The 12,290-nt window shown below is 67.5% G+C and carries 11 protein-coding genes; 9 read left to right on the forward strand and 2 right to left on the reverse strand.

Features of this window, described 5'->3' with window-relative positions; translation table 11 throughout:
* Positions 1–49: 49 nt before the first annotated feature.
* Positions 50–451: an ArsR/SmtB family transcription factor gene (locus ACZ5Z2_RS16300; RefSeq protein ID WP_464759612.1), complete on the reverse strand. Its 402-nt coding sequence runs from the start codon at positions 449–451 to the stop codon at positions 50–52.
* Between the two features lie 104 nt (positions 452–555).
* Between ACZ5Z2_RS16300 and ACZ5Z2_RS16305 the strand changes: the two genes are divergently transcribed.
* The 8 genes from ACZ5Z2_RS16305 to ACZ5Z2_RS16340 all read left to right on the forward strand — a co-directional run bounded on the left by ACZ5Z2_RS16305 (position 556) and on the right by ACZ5Z2_RS16340 (position 10,013).
* Entirely contained in the window at positions 556–1,302 is a 747-nt protein-coding gene (locus ACZ5Z2_RS16305; protein WP_464759614.1) for a glucose 1-dehydrogenase, read from the forward strand.
* A 188-nt stretch (positions 1,303–1,490) separates the two neighbouring features.
* Positions 1,491–2,585, forward strand: a complete 1,095-nt coding sequence (locus ACZ5Z2_RS16310; RefSeq protein ID WP_464759616.1) for an AraC family transcriptional regulator — start codon at positions 1,491–1,493, stop codon at positions 2,583–2,585.
* Between the two features lie 129 nt (positions 2,586–2,714).
* A complete protein-coding gene (locus ACZ5Z2_RS16315) occupies positions 2,715–3,953 on the forward strand; it encodes a parallel beta-helix domain-containing protein (protein ID WP_464759617.1) in 1,239 nt (412 codons plus the stop codon).
* 11 nt (positions 3,954–3,964) lie between these two features.
* Positions 3,965–5,119: an SO2930 family diheme c-type cytochrome gene (locus ACZ5Z2_RS16320; protein ID WP_464759618.1), complete on the forward strand. Its 1,155-nt coding sequence runs from the start codon at positions 3,965–3,967 to the stop codon at positions 5,117–5,119.
* A gap of 80 nt (positions 5,120–5,199) precedes the next feature.
* Positions 5,200–7,653 (forward strand): TonB-dependent receptor, encoded by a 2,454-nt coding sequence (locus ACZ5Z2_RS16325; RefSeq protein WP_464759619.1) that lies wholly within the window; start codon positions 5,200–5,202, stop codon positions 7,651–7,653.
* 2 nt (positions 7,654–7,655) lie between these two features.
* Positions 7,656–9,056, forward strand: a complete 1,401-nt coding sequence (locus ACZ5Z2_RS16330) for a coniferyl aldehyde dehydrogenase (RefSeq protein WP_464759620.1) — start codon at positions 7,656–7,658, stop codon at positions 9,054–9,056.
* 250 nt (positions 9,057–9,306) lie between these two features.
* Positions 9,307–9,762 carry a Tse2 family ADP-ribosyltransferase toxin gene (locus tag ACZ5Z2_RS16335; RefSeq protein ID WP_464759621.1) on the forward strand — a complete coding sequence of 152 codons (456 nt, stop codon included), beginning with the start codon at positions 9,307–9,309 and terminating at the stop codon, positions 9,760–9,762.
* Positions 9,763–9,788: 26 nt separating this feature from the next.
* On the forward strand, positions 9,789–10,013 hold the full coding sequence (locus tag ACZ5Z2_RS16340) for a hypothetical protein (RefSeq protein WP_464759622.1): 225 nt from the start codon (positions 9,789–9,791) through the stop codon (positions 10,011–10,013).
* Between the two features lie 223 nt (positions 10,014–10,236).
* Here the strand turns inward: ACZ5Z2_RS16340 and ACZ5Z2_RS16345 are convergent, their stop codons facing one another.
* Positions 10,237–11,763 (reverse strand): OmpP1/FadL family transporter, encoded by a 1,527-nt coding sequence (locus ACZ5Z2_RS16345; protein ID WP_464759623.1) that lies wholly within the window; start codon positions 11,761–11,763, stop codon positions 10,237–10,239.
* A 192-nt stretch (positions 11,764–11,955) separates the two neighbouring features.
* On the opposite strand from ACZ5Z2_RS16345, the gene ACZ5Z2_RS16350 reads away from it, so the two are divergent.
* A complete protein-coding gene (locus tag ACZ5Z2_RS16350) occupies positions 11,956–12,249 on the forward strand; it encodes a YcgL domain-containing protein (RefSeq protein WP_464759624.1) in 294 nt (97 codons plus the stop codon).
* Positions 12,250–12,290 lie beyond the last annotated feature (41 nt).

The raw sequence follows: 12,290 nt of genomic DNA on the forward strand, positions 1-12,290 counted from the left end.
GATACGCACATGACTGAGGCGTCGCCACGCATCCGTGACGGCGAGTCGCTCAACGCACCTTGGTCTTCTTCTTGACGGTAACCGTTGCCGCCCGCCGGACTGGCGGGCGTGGCGGCGGCGCGCCCGCGACCTGTATGCGGTGCGCGTTGAGGATGGCGGGAATCAGGCCGGGGAAGCGCTGCTCGATTTCCCCGCAGCGCGTGGTGTTGTGCATTTCCACGCCGGCGCGCTCGCTGCGCACCAGGCCTGCCTCGCGCAGGACGCGGAAGTGCTGCGACAGCGAGGATTTGGGAATGGCGCGGTCGCCAGCCTGCTGCAACGCGGTGCAGGTCGCGGCGCAGTCCAGCCCGGCCAGCCTGGCGTAGATGGACGCGCGCACGGGATCGGACAGCGCGTGGAGGATGCCTTCCACGGTGACGTCGTCGATCGATGGGTGGAACAGCGGGCGCATGCCGGCATTCTAGCCGCCCCTTGACGATTGTTCTATAGTTCGTATATCTTGAACTACGGCATCAACGAACCTAACCCCCACCCCGCACTCGCAGGAACCCACCCATGAGCAAGCTCCAAGGCAAGACCGCCCTCGTCACGGGCGCATCCAAGGGCATCGGCGCGGCCATCGCCAAGGCGCTCGCCGCCGAAGGCGCCGCCGTCGCCGTCAACTACGCCTCCAGCAAGGCCGGTGCCGACGCCGTGGTGGCCGAGATCACCAAGGCCGGTGGCAAGGCGTTCGCCGTGCAGGGCAGCGTCGCCGACGCCACCGAGGCGCAGGCCATCGTCGCCCGGACGGTCGAGCATTTCGGCGGCCTCGACATCCTGGTCAACAACTCGGGCGTCTACGAGTTCGCGCCGATCGAGGCGATCACCGAAGAGCATTACCGCAAGCAGTTCGACGTCAACGTGCTGGGCCTGCTGCTGACCACGCAGGCGGCCGCGAAGCACCTCGGCCAGGGCGGCAGCATCATCAACATCGGCTCGCTGGTCAGCCGCATCACGCCGCCGGCCTCGGCGGTGTACACGGCCACCAAGTCGGCTGTGGAAGGCATCACCGGTGCGCTCGCACAGGAACTGGGCCCGCGCGGCATCCGCGTCAACGCGCTGAACCCGGGCCTGGTCGAGACCGAAGGCACCCATAGCGCCGGCTTCATCGGCTCCGACTTCCACAACCACGCCGCATCGCAGACGCCGCTGGGCCGCATCGGCCAGCCGCAGGACATCGCTTCGATCGCGGTCTTCCTCGCCTCCGACGACGCCGGCTGGCTGACCGGCGAGAAGCTCTACGCCAGCGGCGGCATGCACTGAGGCCTTTGCGTTGCAGGGAGGCGCCTGCCCGCCATCGACGACGCCAGCAATGGCGCCTCTGGAAACTGATCGGAAGACGGTGCCTCGATCGGTCGCTTGCGCAATGCACAAGCGACCGGCCGCGCAGGCGTGCTAGAAAGTCCGGACTGCGGGCCGCAACGACCCGCCTGCGTCGGAGCATTCGCACCATGGCACGTCCCGCCGGCATGATCGGCTTCCATTCCAGCGCGCACGCCACGCCGGCGACGGACGATCCGCGCTACACCGCCGCGGAATTCCCCACCAACAAGCTGTTGTACCTGGTGCAACTCGCGGACGGTTGCGGCGTGGACAGCCGCACCTGGTTCGGCGGGCTGGCGCTGAACCGCGCGCAGATCGCCGACCCGGCGCTGCGCGTCTCCTATCGCCAGGCCAGCCTGTTCGTGCACCGCGCGCTCACCGCGCTGGCGGCCGCGGGCGTGGGCGACGCGGGGCTGCGCATCGGCCGCGAGGGCAGCATCGGCGGCTTCGGCCTGCTGGGGCTGGCGATGATGACCTCGCGCACGTTCGGCGAGGCGATGCTGGCCGGCATCGCGCACCACAAGATCTGCGGCTGCCTGCTCGACCTCGCGTTCGAGCCGGTGGACGAACACGCCGTGGCGATGGTGGCGATGCCGCTGTTCGACGACGCCAGCCTGCTGCCGTTCTTCTGCGAGGAGCTGTTCGCCAGCTCGACGCTGATCGCACGCGAGCTGGTCGGCGCCGAGCTGCGCCCGCTGCGCGTGGAGCTGGCCTATCCGCGCCCGGCGCATGCCGACGAATACGCGCAACTGTTCGGCTGCGAGCTGCGCTTCGACGCGCCGCGCTGCCGCCTGCTGATCGACACGCAATGGCTGGCCCAGCCGCTGCCCGGCTACAACCCGCTCACCGCGCAGCAGGCGCTGGCGCTGTGCGCGCAGCAACGCACGCCGGACGGCGGCGAGCCGCACCAGGAAATCGTCGCCGCGGTGGAGCGCCTGCTGCGCAGCCAGTTGCGCCAGCAGCCCACGCTCAACGACGTGGCGCGCACGCTCAACCTCAGCGAACGCTCGCTGCGCCGCCGGCTCACCGAGAGCGGGCGCGTGTTCCGCGAGATCCACGACCGCGTACGCGCCGAGCGTGCGCTGCAACTGCTGCAGGGCGGCGACCTGAGCGTGGCCGAGATCGGCGGCGAGGTGGGCTTCAGCGACCCGCGCGAATTCCGCCGTGCGTTCAAGCGCTGGACGGGAATGGCGCCGCAGGAAGCCCGCCGCGCCGCCGCCTGATCGCTGCGCACGGCCAATACTGGCCGTTTTGCCCCCCACGCCCTGGCCGTTTTGCCCTCCCCAGCCGCAACGTCTTGCGGGACAGTGGAAGCATCCGCGGATTACGTTCGAATGGGGAGTTCAACGATCATGCGCAAGACGCTCATCACCGCGGCGCTGGCCGCCGCCGTACTCGCCGGTTGCAGCAGCCAACAGGCGCCCGCACCGCAGAATGCCTCCGACGCCAGCTTCGAGTCGAAGCTGCAGGAACAGTTGCTGGACGCCAAGCCCGGCACCGTGATCGACATTCCCGCCGGCCATTACCACCTCACCCGCGGCCTCAGCCTGCGCACCGACGGCGTCACCATCAAGGGCGCCGGCAAGGATCAGACCGTGCTGTCGTTCAAGGGCCAGGTGGTCGGCCCCGAGGGCCTGCTGGTCAACGCCAACGACTTCACCATCGAGAACCTCACCATCGAGGACACCAAGGGCGATGCGCTGAAGATCAACCACGGCAAGAACATCACCATCCACGGCGTGCGCACGCAGTGGACGGACGGCTCCAAGACCAGCAACGGCCCCTACGGCATCTACCCGGTGAAGACGCAGAACGTGCTGATCGAGGACTCGGAAGCCATCGGCGCCTCCGACTCGGGCATCTACGTGGGCCAGTCCACCAACGTCATCGTGCGCAACAACCGCGCCGAGCAGAACGTGGCCGGCATCGAGATCGAGAACACAGTGGACGCCGACGTGTACGGCAACACCGCCACCAACAACTCCGGCGGCATCCTCGTGTTCAACATGCCCGACCTGCTGATGGAAGGCCACGGCACGCGCGTGTTCAAGAACCACGTGGTCGCCAACAACCACGACAACTTCGCCGCGAACGGCTCGGCGGTGGCCAGCGTGCCGGCGGGCTCGGGCGTGGTGGTGAACTCCAACCCGAAGGTGGAGATCTTCGACAACGACATCGCCGACAACAAGACGGCGAACATCATCATCTCCAGCTTCTACTCCACCAACTACGCCAGCAAGACCGGCGTGGCGGCCGGCTACGACCCGTACCCGAAGGGCATCTTCGTCTACGGCAACCGCCTCAAGGGCGGCGGCGACTCGCCCAGCGGGCTGGACTTCAAGACGCTGAAGGTCGCGTTGTTCGGCCTCGGCGGCCACTTCCCCGATGTGCTGTGGGACGGCTACACCGATCCCAAGTTCACCGACAAGACGCTGCCGCCGCAGGATCGCATCTGCATCCAGGACGTCAACGGCGTGGTGAACGCGGACGGCCCGAACGGCTACAAGCACCCCAGCACCGACATGAAGCCGTTCCAGTGCACGCTGGACAAGCTGCCGGCGGTGACGCTGAACCCCGAGCCGAAGATCTGAGGCAGGCGCCAGTGAAGTCCGCAAAACGCTACGCGCCGCTGGCGCCGCTCCTGCTGGCCCTCCTGCTGGCCGGCTGCCACCGCGGCATGGCGCCGCCGGCCTTCCACGCCGACGGCAAGCCGCCCAGGCTCAGCGACTGGCACATGGTCGAGGCCCGCGACGGCAAGCTGGAACTCAACGCCGGCGTGGTGCCGTACAGCCTCAACAGCCACCTGTTCACCGACTACGTGCACAAGCTGCGCACGATCTGGATGCCCAAGGGCACGCCGGCGAAATACACGGCGCACGGCCCGCTGGATTTCCCGGTCGGCACCGTCATCACCAAGACCTTCTATTACCCGCGCGCGGCCGACGGCAAGTTCAGCGACGTGGCGCGCACGCTGGACTACACCGGCGACTTCGCCGGGCAGGATCTGCAGCTCGCCAGCGTGCACCTGGTGGAAACGCGCCTGCTGGTGCGCCGCAAGGAAGGCTGGACGCCCTTCGTCTACGTGTGGAACAAGGAGCAGACCGAAGCCACCTTGATGCGCACCGGCGACGTGCAGGCGCTCACCCTGGTCGACGCGCAGGGCCAGCGCGAGGACTTCAACTACGTGGTGCCCGACGAAGGCCAGTGCGTGAACTGCCACGAGGCCGACATGATCGGCCGCACCATCCAGCCGATCGGGCCGAAGGCGCGGCACATCAACCGCGACTACGACTACGGCAGCGGCCGCGAGAACCAGCTGGAGCACCTGGTCGCCGTGGGCTACCTGATGGACATGCCCAAGCAGCTGGCCGACGTGCCCAAGGACGCCAACTGGCGCGACCCCAGCGCATCGCTCGACGCCCGCGCGCGCGCCTGGCTCGATATCAACTGCGCGATGTGCCACAACCCGCACGGCGAGGCCAGCGTCACCGGCTTCTCGCTCGGCCCGGACGTGCCGGAAGACCACCATCTGGGTATCTGCAAGTCGCCCGAGGCGGCCGGCCCGGCCACCGGCGGGCGGCTGTTCGACATCGTGCCCGGCAAGCCGGACGAGTCGATCATCATGAACCGCATCGGCTCCACCCGGCCCGGCGTGATGATGCCGGAGATCGGCCGCAGCACGGTGGATCGCGAAGGCGAGGCGCTGATCCGCGACTGGATCCTGTCGCTCAAGGGGAATTGCGACATCGTGCATTGAGCATCGTCGCAGGGGACGAAGACTTTCGGCGCGGCCACCGCGCCATGCGTGACCAAGCCTGGGGAGAACTTCGGATGACGATGCGCCAACGACCACTGTCCGCGGTAGTGCGCCGGATGCTGTACGGCGGCACCGTCCTGCTGCTGTGCGCGCCCTTGCCGGCGCTGGCCGCGCAGGACGCCGCGGCCGCGAAATCCAAGCCCGACGCCGCCAAGCCCACCCAGCTCGGCTCGGTCACCGTCACCGCGCAGAGCCGCGCGCAGGAAGTGCAGGACGTGCCGATCGCCATGCAGATCGTCTCGGCCCGGCAGATCGACACGCTGGCCGCCACCGACCTCAGCAAGATGAGCCTGTTCGTGCCCGGCCTGGTGGTGAGCGGCACCCAGCCCACCCAACCCGGCTACGAGCTGCGCGGCATCAGCACCGACGACTTCGGCGTGGGCACCGAATCCGCCGTGGGCGTGTACATCGACGGCGTGTACGCCGCGCGTTCCGGCGGCGCGCTGCTGGCCTTCAACGACATCCAGCGCATCGAGGTGCTGAAAGGCCCGCAGGGCACGCTGTTCGGCCGCAACGCCGCGGCCGGCGCCATCTCCATCGTCACCAACGAGCCCAGCGACCGCTTCGAGGGCAAGGCGCGCGTGCGCTTCGGCAACTACGGCAAGCGCTACGGCGACGCGCTGGTCAACATCCCGCTCAACCGGGACATGGCGCTGCGCGTCAGCGTGCTGGACAACCAGAGCGACGGCTGGATCAAGGACGCCGCCACCGGCAAGCACTACGGCGTGGACGACGACTGGGGCACGCGCGCGGTGTACCGCTGGAACGTCACGCCGGACACACGCGTGCTGCTGTCGTGGGATCACGAACAGCTGAAGCAGCCGCCACACCCGGCCATCGGCCTGGTTCCGCTGTCCAGCGACACCAACCAGCGCCCGCCCTACCCGGACGACCCGAGCACCTTCCTCAACCCGCTGCATGCGCCGCTGTACAACGACGCGGTGGGCGCGATCGAGAAGCGCCGCTTCGACGGCTCCACGCTCACCATCGACCACAGTTTCAGCTGGGGCAGCCTCACCTCCACTACCGCGTGGCGCAACTTCGACACCGAGAACCTGGGCGACTACGACGGCACCAACCACGTCGTCAGCTACCTCGACACCGCCAACATCGAGCACAACAACAGCTGGTACCAGGAGTTCAAGCTCAACGGCAACACCGACCTGATCGACTGGGTGGCCGGCACCAGCTGGTACGGCGAGCAGGCGCGCCAGACCAGCCAGACCGACATCACCACCGACAGCCTCGACACGCTGGCGCAGAACGTGATGGGCGCGGGCACGCCGCTCACCGACATCAGCAACGCGCTGGCCGGCATGGGTCTGCCCTACACCCTGCTCGGCGACCCGTGGCGCGAGTCGATCAGCAACGACGGCAACTTCAAAGCCTGGGCGCTGTACGGCGACGTGATCTGGCACCTGACCGACCGCCTCAACCTCACCACCGGCGTGCGCTTCACGCGCGACCAGAAGGACTTCAGCTGGTACAACATGCCGCGCCAGGCGCCGCAGTTCGACGCCACCATCCAGGCGCTGAACGACGCCGGCATCACCGCCATGCTGCCGCCGGAGGCGCAGTACGCGCTGGCCGCGTTCGGCCAGAACGTGATCTTCAGCCCGTCCAGCGGCGCGCCGGTGGGCGTGCTGGTGAAGGCGCACAACGCCTGGAACGACGTCAGCCCGCGCGCTGTGCTCGACTACAAGTTCACGCCGGACACGATGGGCTACGTCTCGGTGACCAAGGGCTACAAGGCCGGCGGCTACAACAGCGTGCAGATCGCCTCGCACTTCGCGCCGGAAAAGGTGTGGAACTACGAGGCCGGCATCAAGAGCGTGTTCCCCGACCAGCACCTGCTGTTCGACGCCTCGGTCTACCACTACAACTACGACAACCGCCAGGCGCTCACGCTCGACCCCAACAGCGCCGGCTCCGGCGTGCCGCGCTACCTGGTCAGCAGCAGCAACCAGAAGGCCAGCGGCGTGGAGGCGGAGCTGCAGTGGCAACCGACCAGCGCGCTGCAGCTCGGCGCCAACGTGGCCTACATCGACGCCACCTACAGCCACTACATCGCCCCCTCCGGCGCCAACCTCGACGGCCAGCCCACCGGCGAGCCGAAGTACTCCTATGCGCTGCACGCCTCCTACACCTGGCACGACGTGTTCGGCGGCAGCGCCAGCTTCGACATCTCGCACGCCTACCGCGGCGCGTCCCGCTGCAACAACGACTCGCAGCTGCAGGGCACCTGCCAGATCAGCCCCAACTTCACCGTGGGATCGTCGCAGCAGCGCACCGACGCGCGGCTGGGCTGGGATGCGGCGCACGAACACTGGGGCGTGGCGGCCTACGTCAGCAACCTGTTCAACCAGCGCTACGTGATCGGCGTGGACAATATCTCCGAAAGCGTGTTCGGCACGCCCTACGCCAACGTCACGCCGCCGCGCATGTGGGGCGTGGAACTGCACGTGAAGTTCTGACCATGTCCGACCTCGAAGCCGCCCTGCGCCGCCTGCGCGAAGCACAGGCGCGCGACCCGCTGCCGGCCTGGCCCGCGCGCGCCGAGCGCCTGCGCGCGCTGGAACGCCTGCTGCAGGCAAACCGCGCGCAGATCGCCGACGCAATCCACGCCGATTTCGGCAACCGCCCGCTGGAAGAGACCGAGCTGCTGGAGATCTTCCCCAGCCTCTCGGCCGTGCGCCACGCGCTGCGCCACGGCAGGCGCTGGATGCGGCCGAAGCGCCGCTTCGCCGACCTGCTGTTCCTGCCCGCGCGCACCGAGCTGCGCCCGCAGCCGCTGGGCGTGGTGGGCATCATCGTGCCGTGGAACTACCCGCTCTACCTCGCGGTGGGGCCGCTGGTGGACGCACTGGCCGCCGGCAACCGCGCGATGCTGAAGATGAGCGAGTACACGCCGCGCTTCTCGGCGCTGTTCGCCGAACTGGTCGGCAAGTATTTCCGCAACGACGAAGTGCTGGTGGTGAACGGCGACGCCGCCGTGGGCCAGGCCTTCGCCGCGCTGCCGTTCGACCACCTGCTGTTCACCGGCTCCACCGCGGTGGGCCATCACGTGATGCGCGCCGCCAGCGCCAACCTCACCCCGGTGACGCTGGAACTGGGCGGCAAGTCGCCTGCGCTGATCGGCCCCGGCGCGCGCCTGGAACACGCCGCCGAACGCATCGTGTTCGGCAAGCTGGTCAACGCCGGGCAGACCTGCATCGCCCCCGACTACGTGCTGCTGCCGCGCGCGCAGATGGCGGACTTCGCCGCCGCCGCGCGCGCCGCTGCCGCGCGCCTGTACCCCGACCTCGCACGCAACGCGCAATACGCCAGCATCGCCACCGACCGCCACTACGCGCGGCTGTCCGCGCTGCGCGACGACGCGAAGGCCGCCGGCGCCAGCATCGAATCGCTGAGCGATGCCGCGCCCGACGCCGAGCGCCGCCTGCTGCCGCCGGTGCTGCTGGCCGACGTGCGCGACGACATGGCGGTGATGCAGGAGGAGATCTTCGGCCCGCTGCTGCCGCTGGTGCCCTACGACACGCTGGACGAAGCCATCGCCTTCGTCCGTGCACGCGCCCATCCGCTCGCGCTGTACCTGTTCGAGACGGAGCAGGCGCTGATCGACCGCGTACTCGCATGCACCCATGCCGGCGGCGTTACCGTCAACGACACGCTCTACCACATCGCCCAACACGGACTGCCGTTTGGCGGCGTGGGCGCCTCGGGCATGGGCGGCTACCACGGCGAAGCAGGCTTCCGCACCTTCTCGCACCTGAAGCCCGTGTTCCGCCAGGCGCGCTGGAACGGCGCGGGACTGCTCAACCCGCCCTACGGCAAGCGCTTCCGGCAGATGCTGGGAGTGTTGCTCAAGCGCGGCTGAGGACGCACGCCTTCAACGACGGCTACGCACCATCTGCGCCCCATGCCTGCATGATTGACACCTTGATGCGCAAAGCTCAGCACGCATGCTGCGTTGATCAGGCTGTTCGACATGCAGGTGTATCAACGGGATTGAAGGCAGCCAGGCCCTGCCGATGCATGCGCCCTTCACTTGACGTCGCAGTGATGGCAAAGGAGCATGCCCCACGGGACTTTACCCTGCCCAGCAGGGTTCATGCAGAGGCTTCAGGATGGCGAAAATCGAAAAGCACTTGTACCGCAGCGTCCGGAAGGATGAATTCCCCTATGGCGTTCTAACCGAAAGCGGTGACGCGGCGGAGGGCATACTCTACGGAGACATTGACCCGCGAACCGTAACTTTACGCGGCCAGAAAACAACACGGCAAGATTGGCGACAGAACGACGAGGGTTATTTCAAAACCGGCCACGGCACCTCACTTTGGGACAAGCAAGGCGTTTTCGGCTACTCCAATTGGCATTACTTCACGCTGCCCGAAGGTACAACCATTCCACCGTCATTAAATTTGGCAGAGGGAAACTGGAGCGACCGGTACCAAGCGACGCACTGGCAAATCGAGGCTGCCAACGGCATGAAACTCCGAGCCGACGCCCTGCGCGGAGCTCTGGATAATCTGGCCCGGAATTGCATCGTGCGCGCCAATCAACTTGGCATTGGCCTTACCTGACGCAGACCAATTTTCGGAGGAAAGCCATGCCTGAAATCAGCGAAAATGCCCTGATGATGTCGATCCAGGCAATCCACCAGATTGCCGAACATTACAGTGCCGAGAGAAACACCGTTTCCGGGCCAGAGCAAGCCGACTACGACGAAATCATCGAAACCTACGAAGTCGCAGCCATGGAACTCCAGAAGGCTTACGAAAAAGCAAGGACACAAAGCGCCGACTTGCCTCCCTACGCAGACCTCGTCCGCTGATGCAACCAGGCGTCGGGTGCGACCCCGGCGCAATTCGATTCACGCGTCCTACCGAATGCGTGGGCGCCGTTGCCGGTACGATTTCGCGCAACGCTACATGCCCTCAAGCCGCCGCCACGTTTCGCTTCGGGCACCGCCGCTTCGTGGCCATGCCTGACATGCAAGCACCAGGCATGAAAAAACCACCCCGCTCGCACGGGGTGGTTTGGTGGGTTCAAGACGATCAGAACTTGTACTGCGCCGACAGGCTCAGCAGGTTGCCGTAGTCGTCGTAGCTGCCGGTGAGCACGTCGCCGGTGGCGCTGGTGGCGCCGTTCACGCCCGCATGGCTAACGAAGATGTGGGCGTACGAGGCGTTGATCTCGAAGTTCTTGCTGGCCTTGTAGCCAATGCCGAAGGCGGCCATGCGGCGGGCGGCGTCGGGCACGCGCGGATCGCGGTTGCTGGCGTTCATCGGCGCCTGGTCGACGGAGACGCCGGCGCGCAAGGTCAGCTTGTCGGTGGCGTAGTACTCGCCGCCCACGGCGATGTAGTAGGTGTCGCGCCAGTTGAACGCCAGGGTGGTGTCGGGCTGCGCCGCATTGGCGTAGTCCACCGTGAGGTTGCGCATCACGCTCCACTGCGTCCACGACACGTCCGCGCCGAGGCCGAACTTGTCCTCCTGGTGCCAGTAGCTCAGGGTGGCGACGGCCGGGTTGGTGAGGCGCGCGGTGCCGGCGGTGTGCTGGAACGGCGGGATGCTGCCGGACAGCTGCGGGTTCGCCAGCAGCAGGTCGTAGCCCGCCGTGGTGGTGAAGTTGGCGGTGCCCTTGATGTCGTGGGTGATGCGCGAGCGGTAGGCCAGGCCCACACGGTCGTTGGCGGTCGGCTTCCAGTACGCGCCGGCCTGCCAGCCCCAGGCCCAGTTGTCGCCCTTGACCTCGGCATAGCCGTCCCCGCCCGGCGGGGTCAGCGCGGCCACGCCACCGGCAGCGGCCTGGGCCTGTGCGGTGCCCTGCGCAACGATCTGCTGGATCATCGCCTGGCCGGTAGCCGGCGGAATCTGCCCGGCCGCTATGCCGGCCTGCACCTGCGCCACCGCCGCCTCGATCTGGGCCTGCGCGCTATGCGCGATGCCCTGCTGGATGCCCAAGCCCACGGCGTTGAAGTTGATCGCGTTGGTCAGGTCGGCATTGGTGCGCTCGGCGATGGCGCTGGCGCCGACGCTCCACTCGTCGTTGATCTTGAACGAGGCCGACAGCGTGGCGTCGTAGGACTTCAGCACGGTCTTGACCGCGTCGTAGCGGCCCATCCAGTTGTTGTCGTACTCGGTCTGGAAGCCGAACGGCACGCCCAACGCGAGGCCGAGGTTCACGCGGTCGCTCACCTTGGTGGAGATCGCCAGCGCGGGCACCGGCAGGGTGGTGCCGGCGTCGCCGCCGTTGCCGCCGCCGATCGGCTGGCCGGTCACGTCGTGCGCGCTGCCGCTGAACTTGGCGCTGAAGTTGATCGCGGTGATGTCGGCCTGCATGTAGGTGCCGTCCAGGTCGCTCATCGCCGCCGGGTTGTTCGCCACCACCGACACGTCACCGCCAGCCGTGGTGGAACCCGCATACGCGCGACCCATGCCCTGCGCACTGTTCTCGTGCAACTGGAAGGCGCTGGCGTGGGCCATGCCCGGCGCTGCCAGAGCGACCGCGACGGCCACGCTGAGCGCGGCGAGCGCCAGCGGACTGGAGGCGTTCGAGAGGAAACGGTTGGACTTGTGCATCACGGGCTCCTGCAAATCAGGGTCGGGTCGGACGTGGATGGATTCCACACGAAATTCATACGGGCGTTTAACATCCGCGCCCGCACTGTGCCCGCTCGTTCCGGGGCTTGCAAGTGCTGGCGCAACAAACGGCATGGCCATCGCGGGGATAATACGCACCCCTTGTCCGCGCCCATCGGGAGAGCCGCCATCATGCAGTGCTACGTCTACGCCAGCCGCCGCAAGCCGGACACTTATCTCTGGCTGGCCGAGCGCGACGGCTTCGGCGTGCTGCCCGGATCGCTGCGCGACATGCTCGGCGAACTGCGCTTCGCGCTGGAACTGGCACTGGACACGCAGCGCCGCCTGCCGCGCGAGGACGCCGCGCAGGTGCTGGCGCACCTGCGCGAACAGGGCTGGCACCTGCAACTGCCGCCGGAGGGCGCCCTGACCGGCGCGAACCATCCCGCCTACGGTGCCGCCTTGCGTGACGCACCCGGCGATTGAGCGTACCGCGTTAACGTGAGGTTACCGTCTGGCTTCGTCAC

The sequence above is a fragment of the Rhodanobacter sp. G1 genome (assembly GCF_055397855.1).